This is a genomic window from Hydrogenophaga borbori (assembly GCF_003417535.1).
GTDB classification, from domain to species: Bacteria; Pseudomonadota; Gammaproteobacteria; order Burkholderiales; family Burkholderiaceae_C; genus Hydrogenophaga; species Hydrogenophaga borbori.
This window is the reverse complement of sequence record NZ_QVLS01000009.1, coordinates 1-24,590: the sequence shown is the minus strand read 5'-3', so window position 1 is coordinate 24,590 and position 24,590 is coordinate 1. Positions and strand designations below refer to the sequence as shown.

Annotated in this window: 24 protein-coding genes; 20 read left to right on the top strand and 4 right to left on the bottom strand. The window is 71.0% G+C overall.

Annotation, left to right across the window (positions count from 1 at the left end; genetic code table 11):
* Window positions 1-4 precede the first annotated feature (4 nt).
* From DY262_RS15050 to DY262_RS15040, 3 genes are read left to right on the top strand one after another with little or no spacing between them, the layout of a single operon-like run.
* On the top strand, window positions 5-1,201 hold the full coding sequence (locus DY262_RS15050; protein ID WP_181936518.1) for an acyl-CoA dehydrogenase family protein: 1,197 nt from the start codon (window positions 5-7) through the stop codon (window positions 1,199-1,201).
* 13 nt (window positions 1,202-1,214) lie between these two features.
* Window positions 1,215-2,834 (top strand): AMP-binding protein, encoded by a 1,620-nt coding sequence (locus DY262_RS15045; protein ID WP_116959941.1) that lies wholly within the window; start codon window positions 1,215-1,217, stop codon window positions 2,832-2,834.
* Window positions 2,835-2,838: 4 nt separating this feature from the next.
* On the top strand, window positions 2,839-3,255 hold the full coding sequence (locus DY262_RS15040) for a RidA family protein (protein ID WP_116959940.1): 417 nt from the start codon (window positions 2,839-2,841) through the stop codon (window positions 3,253-3,255).
* Window positions 3,256-3,270: 15 nt separating this feature from the next.
* Here the strand turns inward: DY262_RS15040 and DY262_RS15035 are convergent, their stop codons facing one another.
* From DY262_RS15035 to DY262_RS15025, 3 genes are all read right to left on the bottom strand, one after another.
* Window positions 3,271-4,449 carry a sensor histidine kinase gene (locus DY262_RS15035; protein ID WP_147326242.1) on the bottom strand — a complete coding sequence of 393 codons (1,179 nt, stop codon included), beginning with the start codon at window positions 4,447-4,449 and terminating at the stop codon, window positions 3,271-3,273.
* Between the two features lie 133 nt (window positions 4,450-4,582).
* On the bottom strand, window positions 4,583-5,746 hold the full coding sequence (locus tag DY262_RS15030) for an ABC transporter substrate-binding protein (RefSeq protein WP_116959938.1): 1,164 nt from the start codon (window positions 5,744-5,746) through the stop codon (window positions 4,583-4,585).
* 150 nt (window positions 5,747-5,896) lie between these two features.
* Entirely contained in the window at window positions 5,897-8,038 is a 2,142-nt protein-coding gene (locus tag DY262_RS15025) for a TonB-dependent receptor family protein (RefSeq protein ID WP_245981028.1), read from the bottom strand.
* 456 nt (window positions 8,039-8,494) lie between these two features.
* Here DY262_RS15025 and thiD point away from each other — a divergent pair, with 456 nt between their 5' ends.
* The gene (thiD, locus tag DY262_RS15020) at window positions 8,495-9,301 is read left to right on the top strand and encodes a bifunctional hydroxymethylpyrimidine kinase/phosphomethylpyrimidine kinase (protein WP_116959937.1); all 807 of its coding nucleotides are present in this window, start codon (window positions 8,495-8,497) and stop codon (window positions 9,299-9,301) included.
* A gap of 84 nt (window positions 9,302-9,385) precedes the next feature.
* A complete protein-coding gene (locus tag DY262_RS15015) occupies window positions 9,386-9,886 on the top strand; it encodes a Dps family protein (RefSeq protein ID WP_116959936.1) in 501 nt (166 codons plus the stop codon).
* Here DY262_RS15015 and DY262_RS15010 read toward each other — a convergent pair.
* The gene (locus DY262_RS15010; protein WP_116959949.1) at window positions 9,834-10,778 is read right to left on the bottom strand and encodes a DMT family transporter; all 945 of its coding nucleotides are present in this window, start codon (window positions 10,776-10,778) and stop codon (window positions 9,834-9,836) included. The genes DY262_RS15015 and DY262_RS15010 overlap by 53 nt on opposite strands.
* A gap of 74 nt (window positions 10,779-10,852) precedes the next feature.
* Here DY262_RS15010 and DY262_RS15005 point away from each other — a divergent pair, with 74 nt between their 5' ends.
* The 15 genes from DY262_RS15005 to DY262_RS22145 form a co-directional block, all read left to right on the top strand.
* The gene (locus tag DY262_RS15005) at window positions 10,853-11,716 is read left to right on the top strand and encodes a LysR family transcriptional regulator (RefSeq protein ID WP_116959935.1); all 864 of its coding nucleotides are present in this window, start codon (window positions 10,853-10,855) and stop codon (window positions 11,714-11,716) included.
* A gap of 61 nt (window positions 11,717-11,777) precedes the next feature.
* Window positions 11,778-13,742: a metallophosphoesterase family protein gene (locus DY262_RS15000; RefSeq protein ID WP_116959934.1), complete on the top strand. Its 1,965-nt coding sequence runs from the start codon at window positions 11,778-11,780 to the stop codon at window positions 13,740-13,742.
* A gap of 93 nt (window positions 13,743-13,835) precedes the next feature.
* On the top strand, window positions 13,836-14,192 hold the full coding sequence (locus tag DY262_RS14995; RefSeq protein ID WP_116959933.1) for a hypothetical protein: 357 nt from the start codon (window positions 13,836-13,838) through the stop codon (window positions 14,190-14,192).
* A gap of 109 nt (window positions 14,193-14,301) precedes the next feature.
* A complete protein-coding gene (locus DY262_RS14990; protein ID WP_116959932.1) occupies window positions 14,302-15,054 on the top strand; it encodes a hypothetical protein in 753 nt (250 codons plus the stop codon).
* Window positions 15,055-15,198: 144 nt separating this feature from the next.
* Window positions 15,199-15,885, top strand: a complete 687-nt coding sequence (locus tag DY262_RS14985) for a hypothetical protein (protein WP_116959931.1) — start codon at window positions 15,199-15,201, stop codon at window positions 15,883-15,885.
* Between the two features lie 26 nt (window positions 15,886-15,911).
* A complete protein-coding gene (locus DY262_RS14980) occupies window positions 15,912-16,541 on the top strand; it encodes a hypothetical protein (protein WP_116959930.1) in 630 nt (209 codons plus the stop codon).
* Window positions 16,542-16,732: 191 nt separating this feature from the next.
* On the top strand, window positions 16,733-17,041 hold the full coding sequence (gene fliE, locus DY262_RS14975; protein WP_116959929.1) for a flagellar hook-basal body complex protein FliE: 309 nt from the start codon (window positions 16,733-16,735) through the stop codon (window positions 17,039-17,041).
* A 7-nt stretch (window positions 17,042-17,048) separates the two neighbouring features.
* Window positions 17,049-17,918, top strand: a complete 870-nt coding sequence (locus DY262_RS14970) for a FliM/FliN family flagellar motor C-terminal domain-containing protein (protein WP_116959928.1) — start codon at window positions 17,049-17,051, stop codon at window positions 17,916-17,918.
* 2 nt (window positions 17,919-17,920) lie between these two features.
* A complete protein-coding gene (locus DY262_RS14965; RefSeq protein ID WP_116959927.1) occupies window positions 17,921-18,316 on the top strand; it encodes a FliM/FliN family flagellar motor switch protein in 396 nt (131 codons plus the stop codon).
* Entirely contained in the window at window positions 18,313-19,116 is an 804-nt protein-coding gene (gene fliP, locus DY262_RS14960; protein WP_116959926.1) for a flagellar type III secretion system pore protein FliP, read from the top strand. Before DY262_RS14965 ends, fliP begins: the two co-directional genes overlap by 4 nt.
* Window positions 19,117-19,126: 10 nt before the next feature.
* The gene (gene fliQ, locus DY262_RS14955) at window positions 19,127-19,396 is read left to right on the top strand and encodes a flagellar biosynthesis protein FliQ (protein WP_116959925.1); all 270 of its coding nucleotides are present in this window, start codon (window positions 19,127-19,129) and stop codon (window positions 19,394-19,396) included.
* A 16-nt stretch (window positions 19,397-19,412) separates the two neighbouring features.
* Window positions 19,413-20,183: a flagellar biosynthetic protein FliR gene (fliR, locus tag DY262_RS14950; RefSeq protein WP_116959924.1), complete on the top strand. Its 771-nt coding sequence runs from the start codon at window positions 19,413-19,415 to the stop codon at window positions 20,181-20,183.
* A 3-nt stretch (window positions 20,184-20,186) separates the two neighbouring features.
* Window positions 20,187-21,326 carry a flagellar type III secretion system protein FlhB gene (gene flhB / locus DY262_RS14945; RefSeq protein WP_116959923.1) on the top strand — a complete coding sequence of 380 codons (1,140 nt, stop codon included), beginning with the start codon at window positions 20,187-20,189 and terminating at the stop codon, window positions 21,324-21,326.
* Window positions 21,323-23,410 carry a flagellar biosynthesis protein FlhA gene (locus tag DY262_RS14940; protein WP_116959922.1) on the top strand — a complete coding sequence of 696 codons (2,088 nt, stop codon included), beginning with the start codon at window positions 21,323-21,325 and terminating at the stop codon, window positions 23,408-23,410. Before flhB ends, DY262_RS14940 begins: the two co-directional genes overlap by 4 nt.
* 45 nt (window positions 23,411-23,455) lie before the next feature.
* Window positions 23,456-24,590 (top strand): methyl-accepting chemotaxis protein (locus DY262_RS22145; RefSeq protein WP_116959948.1); only part of this gene is annotated, 1,135 nt, incomplete at its 3' end.

The window sequence follows — 24,590 nt, the reverse complement described above, 5'->3', positions numbered from 1 at the left end:
GCCCATGGTCGCCTTCGACCGCCCCCATGGCATGACCCCGCCGCAGGCGCAGTGGGAGCTGCCCTTTTTCGGCGAACACCACCGCGCGCTCGCCCTGGGCCTGGCCGACTGGGCCGGCGCGCAGCGGGTCGACGAATCCGACGACCGCCGCGCCTGCCGCGACTGGGTGCGCCGCCTGGGTGACGCCGGCTGGCTGCGCTACTGCGTGCCCGCCGCGCACGGCGGTGCGCTCGACAAGCTCGACTCGCGCGCGCTCGTGGTCCTGCGCGAAACGCTGGCCTTCCACTCGCCGCTGGCCGACTTCGCCTTCGCCATGCAAGGCCTGGGCAGCGGCAGCATCACGCTCGGGGGCAGCGAGGCGCAGCGCGAGCAGCGCCTGCGCGCCGTGGCCAGTGGCGCGCAGATCGCCGCCTTCGCGCTCAGCGAACCCGAGGCCGGTTCCGACGTGGCCGGTATGCGAACCCGCGCCCGCCCGGTGGACGGCGGCTGGGCACTGGATGGCTGCAAGACCTGGATCAGCAACGGCGGCCTGGCCGACTACTACGTGGTCTTCGCCAAGACCACGCCCGACGCCGGCGCGCGCGGCATCAGCGCCTTCGTCGTGCCGGCCGACGCGCCGGGCCTGGACACCACCGAGCACATCGACGTGATGGCCCCACACCCGCTCGCCACCCTGCGCTTCAAGGACTGCCGCGTCGGCGCCGACGCGCTGGTGGGCACGGTGGACGGGGGCTTCAAGCTGGCCATGCAGACGCTGGACATCTTCCGCGCCTCGGTGGCCGCCGCCGCGCTGGGCATGGCACGCCGCGCCTTCGCCGAGGCGGTGGCCCACGCGAAGCGGCGCGAGATGTTCGGCCAGCACCTGGCCGACTTCCAGCTCACTCAGGCGCGCCTGGGCGAAATGAGCGCGCTGATCGACGCCGCCGCGATGCTCACCTACCGCGCCGCCTGGATGCGCGACGAGAGCGCCTCGCACGGCGCCGGCACACCGGCCTATACCGCCGCCGCCGCGGCCGCCAAGCTCACCGCCACCGAGAACGCGCAGCGCGTGATCGACATGGCCGTGCAGATGTTCGGCGGGCGCGGCGTGCGCGTGGGCGAGGTGGTGGAACACCTCTACCGCGACATCCGCTCGCTGCGCATCTACGAGGGCGCGAGCGAAGTGCAGCTCCTGATCCTCGGCAAGAACGCCCTGCGTTGAACCAGAGACACCGATGACATCCGCCCAGACCGACCGCTTCGTGCACGACCGGCTGCCCCCACCGGGGCAATGGCCCGAGCTGCGCTTCGACACGCCCGAGCTGCAGGCCATTCCCGCGCAGGTGAACCTGGTGCAGGCCCTGTTCGACCAGGCCTTCTCCCGGGGCCACGCCGATCGCCCCTTCCTGCGCAGCGACGCGCGCACGCTGAGCTATGCGCAGGCGCGCGAGCAGGTCAACCGCATCGCCAACCTGCTGGTGCGCGAACACGGCCTGGTGCCCGGCAACCGCGTGCTGCTGCGCGGCGGCAACTCGGTGGCCATGGCGCTGGCCTGGCTGGCCGTGGTGCAGGCCGGGCTGGTGGTGGTCGCCACCATGCCGCTGCTGCGCGCCAAGGAGCTCTTGGGCATCATTCACAAGTCCCAGCCCGCACTGCTGCTGTGCGACGCCGCGCTCACCGGCGAGCTCGAGGCCTGCGGCAGCGCGCTGCCGCTGCTGCGTTTCAACACCGACGCCGCCGACGGCCTCGAAGCGCTGGCCGCGCGCCAGCCCGCGCAGGCCACGCCCTGCCCCACCGCGGGCGAGGACATCGCGCTGCTGGCCTTCACCTCCGGCACCACGGGCGTGCCCAAGGCCGCCGTGCACACGCACCGCGACGTGCTCGCCGCCTGCGAGTGCTGGCCGCGCCACGTGCTGCGCGCCACGCCGGACGACGTGGTGGTGGGCTCACCGCCGCTGGCCTTCACCTTCGGCCTGGGCGGCCTGCTGATCTTCCCGATGTGGGCCGGCTGCTCGGTCTACTTCCCCTCGATCGCCTACACGCCCGAGGCCATGGTCAAGCTCATCGCCGACAAGGGCGCGACCATCTGCTACACCGCGCCCACCTTCTACCGGCAGATGGCGCCCTTCGCGCAGCAGCACGGCATCGGCCGACTGCGCCTGTGCGTGAGCGCGGGCGAGGGCCTGCCCGATGCCACGCGCCAGCTGTGGAAACAGGCCAGCGGCATCGAGATGCTCGACGGCATCGGCGCCACCGAGATGTTCCACATCTTCATCTCGGCCGCGCCCGAGGCCGTGCGGCGCGGTGCCATCGGCACGGTGGTGCCGGGCTACACCGCGCGCATCGTGAACGACGCCGGCCAGCCGGCGGCCGATGGCGAAATCGGCCGCCTGGCGGTGATCGGCCCCACGGGCTGCCGCTACCTCGACGAGCCGCGCCAGGCGCAGTACGTGCAAGGCGGCTGGAATTTCCCCGGCGATGCCTTCCAGCGCGACGCCGACGGCTACTACTTCTACCAGGCGCGCACCGACGACATGATCATCACGGCGGGCTACAACGTGGCCGGCCCCGAGGTCGAGTCCTCGCTGCTGGCGCACCCGGCGGTGGCCGAGTGCGGCGTGGTCGGGCGGCCCGACGAGGAGCGCGGCCAGGTGATCGTGGCCTACGTGGTGCTCAAGCCCGGGCACGCGGGCGACGCGGCCATGGTCAAGGCCCTGCAGGACCACGCCAAGGCCAGCATGGCGCCCTACAAGTACCCGCGCGAGGTGGTCTTCGTCGAACGGCTGCCTCGCACCGAAACCGGCAAGCTGCAACGCTTCGCCCTTCGTCAAAACGCTTCTCCCGCCAAGGCCTGACACCATGCTGCAACACCTTCACCCCGACGGCTGGACGCCACCCAAGGGCTACGCCAACGGCATCGCCGCGCGCGGCACGCAGATCTTCGTCGGCGGCCAGATCGGCTGGAACAGCCAGCAGCGGTTCGACAGCGACGACTTCATCGCCCAGACGCGCCAGGCGCTGCAGAACGTGCACGACGTGCTGCGCAGCGGCGGCGCCGGCCCTGAGCACATGGTGCGCATGACCTGGTACATCCTCGACCGCGACGAGTACAACGCCCGCCTGCGCGAGCTCGGCGAGGCCTACCGTGCGGTCATGGGCAAGCACTTCCCCGCCATGACCTGCGTGGAAGTGAGCCGGCTGGTCGAGGCGCGCGCCAAGGTGGAGATCGAGGTCACGGCCGTGCTGCCGGACCCGGTGGCCCACCAGGCCGGCTGAGCCGGGGCGGGGCGCTCAGCCCTCGCGGGCGCTGTCCGCCAGGTCGGGGGGCAGCGTGAAGCTCACACGGCAGCCCTGGCCAGGCGAGGACTCGCAGCGCGCGATGCCGCCGTGGCGTTCGATGATGCGGCGCATCAGCGCCAGGCCCACGCCCATGCCCTCGTAGTCGAGCGAGTGGTGCTGGCGCTGGAACAGCGTGAACACCTTGTCGGCCGCGCGCCGGTCGAAGCCCACGCCGTTGTCGTTCACGTAGAACAGCCGCGTGCCATCGGCCCCTTCCTGCCAGCCCACCTCGATCCGGGGTTCTTGCACCGAGCGCGTGAACTTCAGGGCGTTGTCCAGCACGTGCGAGAAGGCCTGGGCGAGCAGCATGGGGTCGCCGCGCACGACCGGCAGGTCCGGGTCGATGCGCCACGACACGCGGGCCGCGTGCGGATGCCGGTTCAGGTGCACCAGCAGGCCCTGCACCAGCGGCCCCAGCGGCACGGCCTGCGCATCCACCCGCACGCGCGACAGGCGGGTGAAATCCAGCAGGGCATCGATCATGCCGTTCATGCCTTCGACAGCCCGCATTGCCGATTGCGTGTACTCCCGCTGCACCGGGTCGTCCACCTGATCCGCGTGTTCGCGCATCAGCCGCAGGTAGCCCCGGGCGTGGCGCAGCGGCGTGCGCAGGTCGTGCGACAGGATCTGCGCGAAGGCGTCGATGTCGCGCAGCGCCAGGCCCTGCGAGCGCGTGCGCGATTCCAGCTGCGCCTGCAGGTTCTCGGCGCGTGTGTAGGGCACCAGCGTCTCGCGGTCCTGCCAGCGCGACAGGTCGAGCACCATGGCGTCGAAGCCCAGGTACAGGCCACCCGGATCGATCAAGGGCATGCCCATGAGCAGGGCCGAGAAGCGCTCACCGGTGTGGCGGTACAGGGCCAGCCGCAGCTCGCGCATCTGCCCCGTGTGCCGCAGCCCCTCGATAAACCCGTCCAGAGCCCCCACGCGCTCGTCGTGCTCGGAGATGCCCAGGAAGTGGGCCAGCGGCGTCATTGGATGGGCCTGGCCTTCGAACCACGCATGCGCCGTGGTGTTGGCGCTGTGCACCATCCCGTCGGCGGTGATGAGCAGCAGCGCGCAGGGCAATCGGTCGCCCGGGGGCAGCGGCCATTCGGCCACGGGTAACACGGACAACAAGGGACGGTTCGACACGGCAGGCACTCGCTCGGTGACAACTCGCCCTGGGGCGTGTTTGCAACATCATGCAACGTTCGGCGGGGTGGCACCAGCCCTGCCCCGCAAGGGGCACCTGTCAATCCTGACGCCCCGTTCCCTGTCAGAACTGTCAGGTGCGCACGCGGCCGTCGCCGGTGAGCATCGACAGCTCGGAGAAGCGCGAGGCCACATGGTTGTCGGGGCTCAGCGAGATGCTGAAGCCACCGAAGCTGGTGTCGCCGATGGCTTCGAGCCCGCTCACGAGCGTGCCCGAACCGACACGGCCGCCCGCGCGGCGCGCGCCTTCGGCCAGCAGGCGCGCGGCCAGAAAGCCCTCGAGGCTGGAGTAGTTGGGCTGCACCTTGTTGCCGCCGCGCGCGATCGCGTCGAGGAACTCGCGCGTGATGGGACGCGCAGTGGAGAAGGGGTTGGGCACCACCTGCGAAATGGCCACGCCCGCGCCGTCCTTGCCGAGCGCATCGGCCAAGGCTTGCGTGCCGACGAAGGACACGTTGAAGAAGGTGCCGCCGAAGCCGGCCTTGCGCGCCTCGCGCACGAAGGCCGCGCAGGACGCGTAGGCACTGATCTGCACCACCGCCTGCGGCTTGGCCGCGACGATGGTGGCCACGGCCTGGGCGACGTCGACCGAGTTGCGCTCCACCGTGGCCGTTGCCTTGGGCTTGAGCTGGCGCTGCTGCAGCGCGAGCGTCACGCCGTCCAGGCCGGCCTTGCCGTACGAGTCGTTCTGGTGGAACACCGCGACATGGTTCAGGCCCAGGCCGGTGAGCTGGCGCACGATGAGCTCGGTCTCGTCGTTGTAGGAAGCGCGCAGGTGGAAGGCCAAGCGGTTGAAGGGCTGGCGCAGGCCCATGGCGCCGGTGAAGGGCGCGATGAAAGGCGTGTCGGCCTTGGTGGCCAGCGGCAGCGCCGCCAGGCTCGTGGGCGTGCCGATGTAGCCGAACAGCGCGGTGCAGCCGCGCGCGAGCAGCTGGCGCGTGTTCTCGGCGCAGCGGTCGGGCTCGTAGCCGTCGTCGAGCTTGACGATCTCGACGCGCTGGCCGTTCACGCCGCCTTGCTGGTTGAGTTGATCGAAGTACAGCTGCGCGCCCGCGTTGAACTGGATGCCCAGCTGGGCGGCCGGCCCGCTGAACGCGGCCGACTGGCCCAGCACGATGCGGTTGCTCTGCGCCAGCAAGGCCGGCGCGACCAGGCTGGCGGCCCCACCGAGGGCGGTGGCGGCAAAGGCGCGGCGGGTCAGGCCAGCGACGGGGACAGGGCGTGGCAGGGAACGCATCGGACGGGCCTCCTGGGTGGTTCGGCCAGCGGGCTGGCAGGTACCCCATATCGGTATGCAGACCTCGCGCATGCTACCGATCGTTGGCGCGCGAACGCTCACGCTCACCGGTCCAGGGTGACCGTTGATCGCACGATGGCGGGGACCGGCCTAGAAGCGCCGCGTGAGCTCGACGCCCGCCGACAGCGAGCGCCCCGCGCCCGGCTCGAAGAAGCGGCCGTTGCCTTCGTTGACGATGACCGAGCCCGCGTGGCGGCGGTCCGTCAGGTTGTCCAGGCGCACGAACTGGCGCCAGGTCCAGGGCCCCGTGGACTGTTCAAAGCGCGCGCCCAGCGCGAACAGGGTGTAGGCCTCGGCCGCGTCGGTGTTGAGGTCGTTCACGAACACGCGCCCGCTGCGCCGCGCCTCCAGCGTGAACACGCCGCCCACCGGCGCGGCCCAGCGCGGCGTCCACGCCAGTTGCGCGAACACCTGTTGCGCCGGCAGGCCCGGCATGCGCCGGCCCGCGGGGATGGGCGTGGGCGGGTTCACGTTCGGGCACAGGGTCGCGGTGCAGGTGAGGAAGCCGTCGCGGTAGCGCGCGCTCAAGGCCGTGTAGGCACCCGTCAGCGCGAACTCGCCCAGGGCCCATTCACCAGCCAGCTCCAGGCCCTGGCGCTCGGTACGGCCGGCGTTCTGGAAAGTGGAGCGTCCGCCGGTGTTGTTCTGCACCACGATCTCGTCGCGCGTGCGGATGTCGAACAGCGTGGCATTCCACACGCCGTTGGCGTGGCGCCCACGCAAGCCGATCTCGGCGCTGGTGCTGCGCGCGGCGTTCAGGTCGGTGTTGAGGCCGGCGCCACCGCCGCTGCGGTAGGCGGCCTCGTTGAGCGTGGGTGTTTCGAGCCCGCGCCCCACGCTGCCGAAGGCCTGCAGGTTCGGTGCGATGCGCCAGCGCGCGCCGACCACGGGCAGCGTGCCGCTGTAGCGCGCGCTGCCGCTGTCGTCGCCATTGGCGAGGAAGCGGTCGCTCGACTCGAAGCGCGTGCGCACACGGCGCACGCCGCCCTCGAGCGTCCAGTCCTCGCGCGTCCAGGCGGCGCGCAGATACGGGTCCAGCGTGTCGGCGCGGTTGCTCTCATCGCGGCGCAGGGTGCCTTGCACGCCCAGCGTGCCGCCCACGAAGTTGTTGTAGCCGCGGCGCGCGTCGCTCTGGCGGTCCATGGCCAGGCCCGCGCTCAGGTCCAGCGCGCCGCCCTGCCAATCGGTCTTGAGGCGCCAGCGCGCGTTGAAGCCCCAGTAGTCGCGGTCCAGGTCGATCACGCCGCCCGAGCTGCCCGGCGCGGCCTGCGCGCCGGTGGGAATGGACTGGAACTGCAGCACGCGGCGCTGGCCCGCGTAGCCCATGAGCTCGATCCGGTGGCCGCCGCCCAGCGACTGGTCCCAGGCCAGGCCGGCCTGCGTCTGCGACACCGACTTGCGCGTGTTGAAGTGGATCGCGCTGGCATCGGTCTGCTCGGGGTCGGCGTCGAACTGCGCGCGCGACAGGCCCAGGGGATCGTACGAAAAGGCGCTCTGGCGGTTGAACACCAGCGTGGTGCGGCCGCCCTCGTGCGCGCGCGACAGCTTGGCATTGGCCGTGCTGCGCTGCGCGGCCGATTGCGGCCGCTGGCCGTCGGTCTCGAAGCGGCCCACATCGAGCAGGTAGGACCAGCCCGGCGAGGCCGCCGTGCCGGTCTGCCCCGCCACCTGCGTGGACAGGCGCCACAGCCCATGCGGCCCGGCGGCCAGGCCGGTCCGCCACTCGCCCGGGCGCGCGCCATCCTGCGTGTAGAGCAGGATGGCGCCGCCGCTGGAGGCGCCGTACAGCGCGGCGAAGGGACCGCGCACCACCTCGATGCGGTCGGCGCTGCCGAGCGGGAAGTTGGCCGCCTGGCCCGAACCGTCGGGCGCGCTGGCGGGAATGCCATCGACGAACAGGCGCACGCCGCGCACGCCGAAGGTGGCCCGCGCTCCGTGGCCGCGGATCGACACCTGCAGGTCCTGCGCGTAGTTCTCGCGCTGGCGGATGACCAGCCCCGGCACACGCCCCAGGCCCTCGGACAGGTTGATCTGCAGTTGCCCGTCGCGCAGCTCGCTGCCATCGATCACATCCACGCTGGCGCTGCCCAGCCAGCGCTGCGCGGCGCTGGCGTTGCCCGTGATCACCACGGGTGCGAGCGCGCCGCCATCGGGTAAGGGCACGCCCTGGGCCAGCGCGCCGCTGCACAAGCAGAGCCAGGCGCCCGGCACGGTGTGGCGAAGCGCCCTCATGGCCGCCGCACACTCGGTGCCATGGCCGCGCAGCAGGCGGCCAGGTGGTCGATGCCGGCGTCGGTCAGGGGTGGGGCGATCACGGACCGGGTGTCGTGCGAGCGTTGGCCGCGACCTCGTTCGCGCCGACCGTGCCTTCGGCCTTGCGTCATGTGTCTCCTCGTTGGTGGAACCCGCTCGTGCCGGGCCGAACGATTGTGGGTGTGGTGTCCGCCGCGCCACAAGTGGCGGGGCAATACCCCACCCTCACCTGTGCCCGTTGTGTGCCGAAACGGAACACCCATCACCGCCACGCGCCCGCGGACAGGCCGCGCCAGGCCGGCGAAGCGCACCGGGACCGGCGGCGACGGGGGCGGCACAGGGCTGAGGCGCCGTGGCGACAGGCGAACCCGAACAGATGAAACAATCGGGCACGCCCGCAGCGGTCCCCTCGGACCCCGGGCAGGAACCCGCGACATGAACCTTCATCCCCCCCGCGTCCTCAGCATCGCCGGCAGCGACTCCGGCGGCGGTGCCGGCATCCAGGCCGACCTCAAGACCATGAGCGCGCTCGGCTGCTTCGGCATGACCGCCATCACCGCCATCACCGCGCAGAACACCCAGGGCGTGCGCGCCATCCAGGCCCTGCCCCCGGCGCTGCTCGAACAGCAGATCGACGCCGTGGTGGAGGACATCGGCGTGGACGCGGTGAAGATCGGCATGCTGCACGACCCCGAGGTGGTGCGCGCCGTGGCGCGCGCCATCGACCGCCACCGCCTGGAGCGCGTGGTACTCGACCCGGTGATGGTGGCCACCAGCGGCGACCGCCTCATCGCTCAGGACACCGTGGCCGTGCTGGTGGCCGAGCTGTTTCCGCGCGCCACCGTGATCACGCCCAACCTCGACGAAGCCGGCTGGTTCGTGGGCCACGCCATCGCCGACGCCGACGCCCTGGAAGGCGCCGCGCACGAGCTGCGCGCCATGGGCGCGCGCGGCGTGCTGCTCAAGGGCGGTCACCTGAGCGGCCCGGTGCTCACCGACCTGCTGCTCGACGGCTCGGGCGTCGCGCGCTGGAGCGGCGAGCGCATCGACACACCGAACACCCACGGCACCGGCTGCACCCTGTCCAGCGCCGTTGCCTGTGGCCTGGCGCGCGGCGACACCCTGCGCGAGGCCGTGGCCGCCGCGCGCGAGTACGTGCGCGCGGCGCTGCGGGCCTCGGCCGGCTGGCGCCTGGGCCATGGCCATGGTCCGCTCGACCACGGCTGGGCCCAGCGACGCTGAGACACGCTTGACCCCGGTCAACGTGGCGGCACCCCGGCGGCGATAAGCTACGGCTGTCGTTCACCCTTACAGGAGCCCGCATCCATGAGCAAGAAGACCGCCAAACCCGTCATGGCCGTGAACATCGGCATCAGCGAGAAGGACCGCGCCGCCATCGCCAAGGGTCTGAGCCACCTGCTGGCCGACACCTACACGCTGTACCTGACCACGCACAATTTCCACTGGAACGTGACCGGCCCCATGTTCAACAGCCTGCACGCCATGTTCATGCAGCAGTACACCGAGCTGTGGAACGCGGTGGACCCGATCGCCGAGCGCATCCGTTCGCTGGGCCATGTGGCGCCCGGCAGCTACGCCGAGTTCGCCAAGCTGAGTTCGCTGCCCGACGCGCCGTCCGCGCCGCCCAAGGCGCTGGAGATGGTGGCCATCCTGGCCAAGGGCCACGAGGGCGCGGCGCGCACCGCGCGCGCCATGTTCGACCTGGTCGACAAGGCCAGCGACGAGCCCACCGCCGACCTGCTGGTGCAGCGCCTCACCGTGCACGAGCAGACCGCGTGGATGCTGCGCGCCCTTCTGGAAGAGTGAGGTTCGCGGCCCCGCCCGCGTCCCCGCGCGCGGGGCGGCTGCCCCACCACAGGGCCAGCGCCATCAGCGCCACGCCCACCAGTTGCCCCGGCGCGAGCCAGCGCCCATAGACCAGGGCGTCACACACCAGCGTGGCGCCGGGGTAGACAAACTGCAGCAAGGCGGTGCGAGACGTGGCCAGCCGGGCCATGCCGCCATAGATGAGCACATAGGCCAGCCCCGTGTGAACCACGCCCAGCGCCGCCAGCCAGCCCCAGGCCGGCCCCCAGGCGGGCCAGCCCGCCACCAGCACCCAGGGCCACAGGGCCAGCGCGCCCACGGCGCACTGCCACCAGGCCAGGGCCAGCGGCGGCACCGGCGTGCGCGCGCGCAGCAGCAGACCCACCGCCGTCTGGCCCACCACGGCCACCAGGCACAGGCCCACGCCGGCCATTGACACCGCGGCCCCGGCCCCGCCCACCAGGCCCGTGGCCAGCGACAGCCCCAGCAGGGCCAGCAGCGCGGCGGCCAGGCGGGCGCGCGGCAAGGGCTCGCCCAGCCACCAGGCGCCGGCCACCATCAGGCACAGCGGTTGCACGTGAAAGACCACCGTGGCCAGGCCCACCGACAGGCGCTGGATGGCCGCGAAAAACACCACCCAGCTCAGCACCACCAGGCCGGCCGCGAGCGCCACGCGCCACACCGTCCCAGCCGGCAGTCGCCACAACGGTGCCCGCCGAGCGGCCCACGCCCACAGCGTGAGCGCCAGCAACCCGAAGGCGCAGCGGAACCAGGCGGCCGAGGCGGGGTCGCTGCCCGACTCCAGCAGAAACACGCCCAGCGAGCCCAGGATGAGGCCGCCCGCGGCCATGCGCCAGGCGGCCAGTCGTTCGGTGCGTGCAAGGGTGTCCATGCCCGCACTGTCGATGTCGCACAAATTTTCGAGAAGCGGATAATTCGCATGGCTTTCATTCGATAACCGGATTCATGCGCGCCGACGACCTGCAGATCGACTGGCTCAAGTGTTTCGTCACCGTGGTCGACGCGGGCTCGCTTTCGGCCGCCGCGCCCGAGGTGAGCCGCTCACAGTCGGCGGTGAGCATGCAGCTACAGAAACTGGAGCGCGCGGTGGGCCGGCCGTTGCTGCTGCGCGGACCGCGCCGGCTCGAACTCACGCCCGATGGCCAGGCCCTGCTGGGCTACGCACGCCGCCTGCTCGACCTGCACGCCGAAGCCCGCGCCGCCCTGCGACCCGACACCCTGATGGGCCGCGTGCACCTGGGTGTGCCGGACGACTACGCCGCGCGCTACCTCACGCCCGTGCTCAAGCGCTTCGCCGCGCGACACGCGGCGGTGGAGATCGAACTCGATTGCGAGCAATCGACCCGGTTGATCCCCCGCGTGGCCCGCGGCGAACTCGACCTCGCCCTGGTCTCGCGCGACCATGCGCAGCGCGGCAGCCTGCTGTTCCACGAACCGCTGGTATGGGTGGGCTCGCCGCAGTTCGACGTCTGGCGCCGCGACCCCCTGCCGATCGCGGTGTACGAGGACAGCAGCCTGGCACGCAAGCACGCCCTGACCACACTGTCGCTGCAGGGCCGCCGGCACCGGGTCGTGTACCACAGCTCCAGCCTGGCGGGCCAGATCGCGGCGGTGGAGAGCGGCCTGGCGGTGGCGGTGCTCACGCAGTGCAGCGCGCCACCGCACCTGCACGTGCTGGGCCCCGAACACGGACTCGGGCCGCTCGCGCCCATGGCCGTGGCGGCCTACCGCAGCCGCGCCTCGCGCGGCTCGCCGGCGGTGGACGCGCTGCACCGCGTGCTGGTGCAGACGCTGCGGCAAGCGGTGTGAACCGGCACCCTGCCGCCAGCGCCAGGGCCGGCTTCACACAGGCGCGCCACAATGTCCGCGCATGACCGAGGCCCCACCCGACTCCCTGCCGCCCGTGCTCGCCGGCCCCGTGCTGCGCCGCGTGCAGGCGCGCCGCATCGCCTGGTGGCTGGCCTGCAGCCAGGCCCCCGCGCACTTGCGCCTCACCCTCCTGCCAGAGGATGGCGCCCCCACCACCCACAGCCCCGCCGTGCACACGCTGCGCGTCGGCGAGCGCCTGGCGATCCTGCTGGTCGATCTCGAACTCGACGCCGACCTGGTGCCCGGCGCCTGGACCGGCTACCGCTTTGAGTTCGGCCACGCCGACGGCACCTGGACCGCACTCGACGACCCCGCCCTCTGCTACCCCGGCCGCGACACCCCGGGCCTGCGCTTCGCGCCCGAGGTGCGCGCGCTGCTGCATGGCTCATGCCGCAAGCCGCACCACGCGGGCGGCGGCGACGGTCTGGCGCGCGCCGACGCGCACCTCGAGCAACTGCTGGGCGGGGCGGTCGGCGAGGCCACGCCGTGGCCCGCCGCGCTCGTGCTCAGCGGCGACCAGGTCTATTGCGACGACGTGGCCGGTCCCATGCTGCGCGCCATCCATGGCCTCATGCGGCGCCTGGGCTTGCGCGAAGAGGCCATCGCCGGCGCCGACGGCAGTGAGGTGCGCTGCACCAGCGACCTGCTCGCCCACCCCGACACCTACTACCGGCGCGAGCGGCTGCTGCCCCGAACGCCCAAGAGCGAGCGGCTGATCGACCTGGTGTTCGAAGGCGTGAAGAAGCCCATCTTCACCACCGACAACGCGCACAACCACCTCATCACCCTGGGCGAGGTGATGGCCATGTACCTGCTGGCCTGGTCGCCCCTGCCCTGGCAGGGCCTGGACCTGTCGCCACCGCCCGGTCTGGGCGAAGAGAACGCCGAACGCTACGCGCGCGAATCGCGCGCCATCGCGGGCTTCCAGCAAGGCCTGGCCGCCGCGCGGCGCGCGCTCGCCCACCTGCCCGTGGCCATGGTCTTCGACGACCACGACGTCACCGACGACTGGAACCTCAGCCGCGAGTGGGAGGACGTCGCCTACGGCCATCCCTTCTCGCGCCGCGTCATCGGCAACGCCCTCGTCGCCTACCTGCTCAACCAGGCCTGGGGCAACCAGCCCGAGGCCTTCGGCGGCGATGCGCTCCTGCAGCAGACGCAGGCCGCGCTCGACGAGCCCGGCGGCGAGGCGCACGAGGCGCTCATCGAGCGCTTGCTGCACTGGCGCGACTGGCACTACGTGTGGCCCACCACGCCGCCGCTGATGGTGCTGGACAGCCGCACCCACCGCTGGCGCTCCGAGGTCTCGCCGCGCCGGCCCTCGGGCCTGATGGACTGGGAAGCCCTCACCGATCTGCAGCAGGCTTTGCGCGGCCACCCCGCCGTGCTGCTGGTGGCCTCGGCCCCCATCTTCGGCGTCAAGCTCATCGAAACGGTGCAAAGGGTCTTCAGCTTCTTCGGCCACCCCCTGCTGGTGGACGCCGAGAACTGGATGTCGCACCCCGGCGCGGCCAGCGCCATGCTCAACATCTTCCGCCACCCGAAGACGCCCCAGACCTTCGTGGTGCTATCGGGCGACGTGCACTACTCCTTCGTCTACGACGTGGAACTGCGCCCGCGCGGGCGGCGCCAGTCCACGGACCACCCGGGCCCGCACATCTGGCAGATCTGCAGCAGCGGCCTGCGCAACAGCTTCCCCGATGGCCTGCTCGACAAGCTCGACCACCTCAACCGCTGGCTGTTCTCGCCGCGCTCGCCGCTCAACCGCTTCACGCGGCGGCGCCACATGAAGGTCACGCCGCGCAAGCCGCAGGGCACGCCGCACGGCCGGCGCCTGCTCAATGGCAGCGGCATCGGCCTGGTGTGCTTCGACGAACACGGCGCACCGGTGCGCATCCGCCAACTGCTCTGCGACGGCCGCGACGTGGATTTCGTGCCGCGCGAAGCGGAGGCGCGCGAGGACTGATCCCCCGCGGGCGCCCTCCGCCGATCCGCCCGGCGCGCCCCGTGATCCCCTTCACGGGACACCGCCCGCCCACTGCGCTAAGGTCGATGCGCCATGGAAAACGCTTTCGAGAAGCTCGTCGCCGTCTGCGAGCGCATGCGCCACCTGACCGGCACGCTGGAGACCATCCGCAACCTGCTGATGGCCGACGTGATGACCAGCAGCGGCGACACCCGCGCCGCCATGGGCGACACCCAGGAAACCGCGCGCGGCCTGTTCATCCACGCCATGGGACTGCGCCAGCGCGCCGGCACCGACCTCGAGGCCACGGTGCAGCTCATCGCCGCCGACACCGACCCCCAGCACGCCGCCCAACGCCAGGAATGGCTGCAGCTCTGTCGCGACCTCGCGGGCACGCTGCAGGGCATCGACGGCGTGCTCACCGAGCTCGAACAACACTTCCGCCGCTGAACCGTGCACCATCGGCCGTTTTGGTGAATAATGATTTGCATGTGCATATATCCGCGAATTAGAAATTCGGAAGGCAGCGCCGCGCCTGCGCGCCGCCCGGGAGGCGGTCATGCACGATGAACTGAAGGAGCCTGCCCGCGCGCTGGCCTGGGCCGTGGAGCAGCTGCGCCCACCGCGCGTGCCGCTGGAACGCCTGTCCATGCACCTCAGCACGCGCCCGCACGACGCCAGTGGCGAGGTGGTCCAGGGACGCGGCATGCCCGACGCCGAGGCGCCCCGCGGGGAACGCCAGAGCGTGCTGCGCCTGTACGCCGAGGCCGTGCTCTTCCTGGTGGTGGAGCTGCGCGCCGAGCCGTCGCGGCGCCTGCCCGGCCGGGTCCGGCTCTCGCTGCCCGACCTGGACTCGCGCGGCGCCGCGGTCCTGGGCAACGCCGCCTGGGTGGTGGCGCGCCGCGCCGTCGCTCACCATGGCCAGCTGTGCGGCACCGTGGTGCCCGCCCCCGGTGACGCCGATGGCGGCGCCCGACCGCTGGAGCCCGGCGGCCCCACCATCCGGCTCGACCTGCAGCGCCTGCTGGCCTTCGAAGAACTGGGCGCGCGCATCGAGCGCGCGGCCACCGAGGGCGATCCGCAGGAGCTGCATTGGCGCTACGAGCGCAGCCGACTGCAGGACGTGTTCCGCCGCTACCCCTGCCCGCCCGAACTGTTCGAGCAGCTGTGGACCGCCTACCGCAGCTTCGTGGACGGCCTGGGCCCGGTCGCCAGCTTCGAGCAGTTCTACACCGCCCGCATGTGCGCCGGCGGCTTCCTCGAGATGCGCGCCAACAGCGCCTTCGGCCTGCTCGAGCCCCTGCGCGCCTGAGGCCGGCGCGCCGCGCCGCTCGTCCGCCAGCGGCCTGGCCGCGGCGTCGGCGCTCACTAACTCACTTTGTTGAAAGTAAACTCCGCGAAGTGTGAAGCCCACAAGACCCGAGCCGCCCGGGGCCACACCCCGGCGAGACGAGACATGAACGCAACCGCCCTCAAGCGACCCCTGGTCGATCTGTCCCGGCCACGCGCCCAGCGGCCCATGATGGGGCTGGACATCGAGGAGTGGCGCGGCGAGAACAACCTGTCCAAGCACGACGCGCAGTACGCGCTGGGGTTCCGCAACTCCAACCACTACAACAAGATGTGCGCCCTGCCCCTGCTGCCCGAGGCGCTGGAGCTGCTCATCCGCCTGTACGAGGAAATCCCGCGCGAGCGCGGCTGGGCACGCTACTCCATCAAGGAACTGTTCCACCTCATGTACGACCCGGCGCTTGCGCCCTTTCTCGGCACCGAGCTGGAAACCTGGGCGCGCGTGGACCTGGGCACGCGCTTCGCCAAGATCTTCGGCCGCTCTTCGGCGCGCCAGTACCAGTGGCTGTCCGACGACCGCCGCCGCAACGACACCGACCTGCCCGCCTACGCCGTGATCGAGTGCATCCTGAGCAAGCTCAAGCAGGTGGACGATCCGCGCGAGGTGCTCGAGCGCGTGGCAAAGAAGGTCTGGACCCTGCGCGGCGTGGACCTCGACACCGAATTCCGCATCCCCACGCCCGAGCACCCGCCCACGCGCGAGAAGACCGGGCGCAAACCCGGCGTGAAATCGAAGAAGGCCGCCGCCCCGGCGGCCCCCGCCGCGCGCAAGGCCGCGGCCCGCCGGGCCTGAGCGCCCCCACAACAACGGAGACGCGCATGGTGGCCAAGCAACGCGACATGGTGCAACTGTCCTTTCTGGCCCACACGCGCGACGTGCCCGATCGCATCCGCCTGCGCGACTGCGGCCTGGGCTTCGCGGGCCAGAGCGCCGACCTCTCGGCCGGACTCATCACGGGGGTCTACGGCGCCAGCGCCAAGCAGGCTGCGCTGGTGGCCGCCGCGCGCTGGACGCAGGAGCACCAGCGCGCGGCCGGGCTCAACCGCGTGCTCATGGTCGACCTGAACTACCGCGTGGACAACTTCCACCTCACGCGCGAACAGGCGCGCCGCGACACGGTGCAGGAGACCGGCTGGATCCACTTCGACCGCATCGGCGCCGCGCTGCGCGACGAGCTGCGCGACCAGTGGGTGGAATGGATCGTGCGCGACACCGGCACGCGCCGCGCCGCCGTGGCCGACGACTCCCTGGTCGATCTGGCGCTGAAGTTCCCCGACTGCGTGGCCAAGACCTTCCAGCACGAAAAGGCCGTGCGCTGCATCGTGCACCCGGTCAACCCGGCCATCGACCCCTCCATCGTGCTCTGGGCCGCCACCCTGCGCTACGACAAGAAGCGCTTCGAGGACGCGAGCGTGCGCTTCCTGCCGCACGTCCAGATCCAGCTCTGAGCCCGCGCCGGGCGTCGGCCCCGCGCCGCACGGCCGCCGCCGTCAGGCGCCTGCGTCCCACCGTTCATCCCACCGGCACCGCTGGCGCGTGGCCGTTCGCTTGACGCGTCATCCGTCCATATTACGATTCGCGACAATACATTTCTACAAATCACAAATAAACCTTGCAGGGACCCCACGTGAACCCGTCGATGCTCTCCTCCATTCAGGCCAGCCTGCAGCAGATGCAGGCCGCGCAGGCCCAGCTCGCCGAGGTGCTGCCGTCGGGCGCCGCGCAGGGGCCGTCCTTCACCCAGCACGTGGGCGGCCTGCTGCGCGCCGCGGACGACAAGGGCCACGCCGCGCAGGCCGCCGTCGGTGCGGTGGAGAGCGGCCGCAGCGACGACCTGGTCGGCGCCATGCTCAAGAGCCAGGAAGCCAGCCTGAACTTCAACATGATGATGCAAGTGCGCAACAAGGTCGTCGGCGCTTTCGACGAGCTCATGAAGCTGCCGATCTGAGCGCCGCATGGGCCACGCCTCGCACATCCTCCCCCCGGCCGCGGGCGCGCGCCTGTCCGCGCTCGACCCCTGCGAACTCGGCCGCCCCATCCACGCCCTCGACTCGCTGTTCCAGCTGACCCAGCAGGACCTGGACCACGGCCTGGCCACCGCCTTCCCCGGCCGCGTGGGCGCGCCGGTGCGCCTGGGCGGCGTGTCGCACGGCCGGTCTACCCCCGTCGAAACGCCGCTGCGCTGGGCCAGCTACCGCAGCCACCTGGGCCGAAGCGCCTTCGCCATCGAACGCTCTGCCCTCACCGCCCTGCTGGCGCGCCGCTACGGCTCCACCGACTGGGCGCTCGGCGCACGCTGCGTGCCGGCGCTGGAGACCGCCACCGAGCAGCGCCTGGCCGCCCAGCTCGGCCAGGTGCTCACCGAAGCGCTGGTGCACCGCATCGGCGGCGGGCCCGCGGCCGAGGGCGACCCCGCCCCGCGGCTCGAGCAGAACCTGTCCAGCGCGCGCTGCCCCATCAACGGGCCGGTGATGTTCCTGTGGGCGCAGGTGCTCGCGGGCGCCACGCCCCTGGGCCTGGTGGTGTTCGCCCTCGACAGCGACACCCTGGCCGCGGCGCTGCGCCAGCTCGCGCCCACGCGCCGCCAGGGCGCGGCCCGCCCGGCCGACAGCGCCGCCCTGCGCCGCGCGCTGCCGCTGCGCCTGGACGTGCGCCTCGCGCAGAAGACCTTGCCCCTGGGCGAGCTGCTCGGCCTGCGGCCCGGCGACGTGCTCCCCATCCCGCTGGAAAGCGCCACCGTGCGCATCCAGGACAAGCCCGTGCTCAAGGCCCTGGTGGTCGAGCACAAGGGCCGCCTGTGCCTGACCCAACTGCAGGAAGTCTGACCATGTCCATTGATTCCCCCGCCCTCGACGCCCTGAGCGCCGCGCCCGGCGGCGACGACGCCTTCGCCGCCGTGATGCAGGAAATGGCCAGCGCCGGCCAGGCCGAGGCGGCGCCACCCGCGCCCGCCGCGGCGGCGGCCCTGGGGCTGGGGCGGCTCATGCGCCGCATCCCCGTCACGCTCACGCTGGAACTCGGCTCGGCCGAGGTCTCGCTGGAAGACGTGGCCCAGCTGCGCCCCGACAGCGTGGTCGAGCTCGACGTGCTGGCCGGCGAACCGCTCACCATGAAGATCAACGGCGTGGCCATCGGCAAGGCCGAGGTGGTGGTCAGCGGCGAGAACTACGGCCTCAAGGTCCTCGAAGTGAGCGGCCTGGACCTGGACAGCTTCGCGCCATGAGCCCCACCGCCCGCCCGCGCGGCGCGGCGCGACTGGCGCTCGCCGCCGGCAGCGCCGCGCTCGCTTTCGCCGCCCTCGCCTGGCCCGAGGGCGCGCTGGCGCAGGCGGCGAACACCGCGGGCGGCGGCCTGCAGGTGTTCAGCAGCACCACCCACGGCAACACCACCGACTACACCGTCCGCACGCAGATCCTGATCGTCATGACCCTGCTGGGCCTGCTGCCCGCCATGGTCCTGACGATGACCAGCTTCACGCGCTTCATCATCGTGCTGTCTCTGCTGCGCCAGGCCTTGGGCCTGCAGCAGGGCCTGCCGGCGCGCGTGCTCACCGGCATCGCGCTCATCCTCACCCTGCTGGTGATGCGCCCCGTGGGCGAGCGCATCTGGACGGAAGCCATGCTGCCCTACGACCAGGGCAACATCGGCCTGCAGGAAGCGCTGAACCGGGCCGAGGCGCCGCTCTCGCGCTTCATGCTCGCGCAGACCAGCCAGGCCTCGTTGCAGCAGATCGCCACGCTCTCGGGCGCGCCCGAGGTGAGCGACCCGGCCCAGCACCCCTTCACCGTCAAGCTCGCCGCCTTCGTGTTGAGCGAGCTCAAGACGGCGTTCATGATCGGCTGCATGCTCTTCATCCCCTTCCTGGTCGTCGACCTGGTGGTGTCCTCGGTGCTGATGGCCATGGGCATGATGATGCTGTCGCCACTGGTGATCTCGCTGCCGCTCAAGCTGCTGCTCTTCGTGCTGGTGGACGGCTGGACCCTCACCGTGAACACGCTGGTGACCAGCGTGCGCGCGATCTAGGGGCGATGCGATGACGCCCGAGATCGCCGTCGAACTGGTGGCCGAGTGCCTGAAGCTGGTGGTGCTGATCGTCACCGTGCTGATCACGCCCAGCCTGGTCGTGGGCGTGCTGGTGAGCCTGTTCCAGGCCGCCACGCAGATCAACGAACAGACCCTGAGTTTCCTGCCCCGCCTGCTGGTCACGCTGGCGGCCATCATCGCCATGGGCACCTGGCTCACCAGCAAGCTCATGGACTATGCGCGCGCCATCTTCGAACGCGCGGCCCAGCTGGCGCTCTGAGACCGGGCGCCGCACCATGGAACCCGTCTTCGGCCAGTTGCTCGCCACCCTCATGGCGCTGTGGTGGCCCTTCGTGCGGGTACTGGCCATCCTCAGCTTCATGCCCGTGATCGGCGACAGCATGGTGCCCGTCACCGTGCGCGTGCTGCTGGCGCTGGCGCTGGCCGTGGTGCTGCTGCCGGTGGCCGCGCCGCCGCAGCCGGTCTCGCCGTTCTCGCTGCTGGGCATTGTCACCACCGTCGAACAGGTGGTCATCGGCCTCATCATCGGCCTCGGCTTCCAGATGGTCATGGCCGTGTTCGGGCTGCTGGGCTACATGGCCTCCAGCCAGATGGGCCTGGCCATGGCGCAGATGAACGACCCCATGAGCGGCGCCTCGTCCGACGTGGTCAGCGCGCTCATCTACGTGCTCACCATCCTGATCTTCTTCGCCGTCGACGGCCACCTGGTGTTCAACGGCGTCATGGGCGCCAGCTTTCGCGCCTGGCCGGTGGGCGCGGGCATCCCCGCGCAGGCCCTGGCGGTGCTGCCGCTGCAGGTGGGCTGGGTGTTCTCGGCCGCGCTGCTGCTCGCGCTGCCGGTGATCTTCTCGGCCCTGGTGGTGCAGATCGGCTTTGGCTTTCTCAACCGCGTGGCCCCCACCTTCAACCTGTTCTCCCTGGGCTTCTCGCTCATCATCGTCTTCGGCCTGTTCGTGCTCGCGGGCATGCTGCGGCTCATCCCCCAGCAGTACGTTCAGCTCACCACCCGGGTGCTGGAGATGCTGGAACAGCTCATGCGAGGCTGAGCGGTGTCCCAGGACCAGACCGGCGACAAGACCGAAGCGGCCACACCGCAGAAGCTGCGCAAGGCGCGCGAGCAGGGGCAGGTCGCGCGCTCCAAGGACCTGGCCACCGCCGTGGGACTGGTGGTCTGCCTGCAGGCCATCGTGCTGCTGGCGCCGGGCTACCTGGCCGATTTCCGCCGCCTGTTCGCGCTCGGCTTCGTGGTGGCCGATGGCGACGGCGCGCTCGACAACCTGTTCTCGCACGCCTTCGTGCCGGTGATGCTGCTGCTGGCCAAGATGCTGCTGCCGCTGTTCATCATCCCGCTGTGCGTGCTGATCGCCTCGCTGTTTCCCGGCGGCTGGGTGCTGAGCGCCCAGAACCTGATGCCCAAGCTGGAGCGGCTCAACCCCATGAGCTACTTCCAGCGCATCACCAAACCCAAGCACCTGGCCGACTTCGCCACCACCGCGCTCAAGGCCTTCACGCTGTTCGGCGTGCTGTATTGGGTCATGAGCGGCAGCCTCGGCGGCTTCCTTCGCCTGAGCGCGCTGCCGCTGGGCGAGGCCTTGCCGCAGGCCTTCTCGCTGGCGCAGGCGGCCGTGTTCTCGCTGGTGGCGGTGTTCGTGCTGTACGCGCTCATCGACGTGCCCGTGCAGCGCCTGGTCTATCTGCGCGAGCAGCGCATGAGCAAGCGCGACATCAAGGAAGAACACAAGACCACCGAGGGCCGGCCGGAGGTGAAGCAGCGCATCCGCCAGATCCAGCAGCAGATTGCGCGCCGCGGCGTGCGCAAGACCGTCCCCACGGCCGACGTGGTGATCCTCAACCCCGAGCACTACGCCGTCGCCATCAAGTACGACACCCACAAGGCCGACGCGCCCTACGTGGTGGCCAAGGGCCTGGACGAAATGGCGCTGTACATCCGCCGCATCGCCGAAGAGGCGGGCGTCGAGGTGCTGCGCGTGCCGCCGCTGGCGCGCGCCGTGTACCACACCAGCCAGGTGCGCCAGCAGATCCCCGCCGCGCTGTACCAGGCGGTGGCCGTGGTGCTGCGCCACGTTCTCGCCCTCAAGGCGTTCCGCCAGGGCCAGCGCCGCAGCGAACCCCACCTGCCCCATGACCTCGACGTGCCCGCCCACCTGAGCGGCGACGGACCGACATGAACCCCATGAACACCCTGTTCAACGACCTGAAACAGCTGCGCGTGGCCGCGCCGCTGCTGCTCATGGCCCTGCTGGCCATGATCATCCTGCCGCTGCCGCCGCTGCTGCTGGACGTGCTGTTCACCTTCAACATCGTGCTCGCGATGATCGTGCTGCTGGTGGCCGTGAACGTGCGCCGCCCGCTGGACTTCTCGCTTTTCCCCACGGTCATCCTGGGCGCCACGCTGCTGCGCCTGATGCTCAACGTCGCCTCCACGCGCGTGGTGCTGCTGCGCGGCCACGAGGGCACGGACGCCGCCGGCTCGGTGATCGAGGCCTTCGGCCACGTCGTCATCGGTGGCAATTTCGTCGTCGGCATCGTGGTGTTCGTCATCCTGATGATCATCAACTTCCTGGTGGTCACCAAGGGCGCCGAGCGCATCTCCGAGGTGTCGGCGCGCTTCACGCTGGACGCCCTGCCCGGCAAGCAGATGGCGATCGACGCCGACCTCAACGCCGGCCTCATCAACCAGGAGGGCGCGCAGACCCGACGCAAGGAAGTGTCGGCCGAGGCGGACTTCTACGGCGCCATGGACGGGGCCTCCAAGTTCGTCAAGGGCGATGCCATCGCCGGCATCCTGATCCTCATCCTCAACATGGTCGGCGGCGCGCTCATCGGCGCGCTCATGCACGACCTGAGCCTGGGCGAGTCCTTCAAGCTCTACGCCCTGCTCACCATCGGCGACGGACTGGCCGCGCAGATCCCGGCGCTGCTGCTGTCGGCCGCGGCCGCCATCATCGTCACGCGCGTCAGCGACGCGGGCGACATCGAGAAGCAGGTGGGCCAGCAGCTGCTGGCCTCGCCCAACGTGCTGTACGGCGTGGCCGGCCTGCTCCTGGTGCTGGGCCTGGTGCCCGGCATGCCGACGCTGATGTTCCTGGCCTTCTCGGGCGTGCTGGGCTACGTGGCCTGGCGGCTCGGCCAGCGCCAGGCCGTGGCGCCGCCGCCCAAGCCCGATGCGCTGCAGGCCGCGCTGGTCACCGAGGCCGCGCCCGACATCGACTGGAAGAGCCTGCCCGTGGTGGACCCGCTGGCCGTGGCCGTGGGCTACAAGCTGGTGGGCCTGGTGGACCCCTCCCAGGGCGCGGCGCTGACCAAGCGCCTGAAGGGCGTGCGCCAGACGCTCAGCGAGTCACTGGGCATCGTGCTGCCGCCCATCCGAACGCGCGACGAGCTGGGCCTCAAGCCCACGCACTACCAGGTGCTGCTGCACGGCAGCGTGATGGCCTCGGCCGAGGTCTTTCCCGAGCGGCTCATGGCCATTCCCTCGCCCCAGGTCTATGGCGAGATCGACGGCATCCCCGGCGCCGACCCCTCGTTCCAGATGCCCGTGGTGTGGATCGAGGCGGCGCACAAGGCGCACGCCCTGGGCATGGGCTACCAGGTGGTGGACGTGCCCACCGTCGTCGCCACGCACGTGACCAAGCTGATCCGCGAAAACCTGCCCGAGCTGTTCCAGCACGAGGACGTGCCCGCCCTGCTGGAACGCTGCGCCGCGCAGGCCCCCAAGCTCGCGGCCGCGCTGGAGAAGGCCTACAGCCCCAGCCTGCTGCTCAAGGTTCTGCGCACCCTGTTGCAGGAGGGTGTGTCGCTCAAGGACATCGTTCCCCTGGCCACCACGCTGCTGGAGAACGCCGAACTCACCAAGGACCCGATCCTGCTCGCCGCCGAGGCCCGCCTGACCCTGCGCCGCCAGATCGTGGCCCAGGCCTGCGGCCAGACCGGCGAGGTCAAGGCCTTCAGCCTGGGCAGTCCCTTGGAGGACCTGCTGATGCGCGCGCTGAGCCAGGCCACGCAGGGCGGCAAGGCGGCGCTGGACAACTTCCCCATCGAGCCCAACCTGCTCACCCAGCTGCAATCGCACCTGCCGCTGGCGCGCGAGCAGATGAAGCAGATGGCCGCGGCCCCCGTGCTGATGGTGCTGCCGCAGCTGCGCCCCGTGATGGCGCGCTACGCGCGGCTGTTCGCACCCGGCCTCCATGTCCTTTCGTACAACGAAATGCCCGACAGTCGCAGCGTGGTCGTCGTGGGCTCAATTGGTTGAGCCCGCAACCGATATACATCTTTCTCAACCCGAAACCTGCTTTCCATGTTCAAGAACATCAACATCGGCCCCCGCCTCACGATCGGCTTCGCCACCGTGCTGGCCCTGCTGGTCGGCACCACCGTGCTGGCCTGGGTGGGCCTCAACGCCGCCCTGCGCGCCACCGAGGACATCGTCGCGGTGCAGCAGCGCCTCAACCTGACCCAGGAATGGGCCGCGCAGACCACCTTGAACGTGAACCGCGTCATGGCGCAGGCCATGTCGCGCAACGACCCGCGCGTGGTCCAGCACTTTCAACCGCTGATGGCGCAGTCGTCCAAGGACGTCGCCGAGCTGCAGAAAGGGCTGGAGGAGCGCATCACCAGCGAACAGGGCAAGGCCCTGCTCGCCGCCATCAACGAGAAGCGCAACGCGTACCTGGAGGTGCGCAAGCGCTTCTTCGACGCGCTGCAGATGGAGGACTACGCCGGCGCGCAGGACATCCTGGACAAGGAGCTGCCCCCCGCCGTCGAGGCCTACAGCGCCGAGCAGCAGAAGATGATCAGCGGGCAGCGCACGCTGATGGAGCAGGCCGCCACCAACTCCCGCGCGGCGGTCACGCGCCAGATCACGCTGCTGGTCGCCCTGGCGGTGTGCGCCATCGCGCTGGCCGCCTTCGTGGCCTGGGCCATCACGCGCTCGGTCACCGAACCGCTGAAGGAGGCCCTGAGCGCCACCGACGCCGTGGCCGAGGGCGACCTGACCCGTGAAGTGCGGGTGGACCGCCAGGACGAACTCGGCCGTCTGCTCGGGGGGCTCTCGCGCATGCGCGAATCGCTGGTGAAGACCGTGGGCCAGGTGCGCACCGCCACCGACAGCATCAACACCGCGTCGGCCGAGATCGCCTCGGGCAACCAGGACCTCTCGAGCCGCACCGAGCAGACCGCCAGCAACCTGCAGGAGACCGCGGCCAGCATGGAGCAGCTCACCAGCACCGTGCGCCAGAGCGCCGACGCCGCGCGCCAGGCCAACCAGCTCGCCAGCACGGCCGCCGAGATCGCCCAGCGCGGCGGCAGCGTGGTGAGCGAGGTGGTGAACACCATGGACGAGATCAACCAGGCCTCGCGCAAGATCAACGACATCATCGGCGTCATCGACGGCATCGCCTTCCAGACCAACATCCTGGCCCTCAACGCCGCCG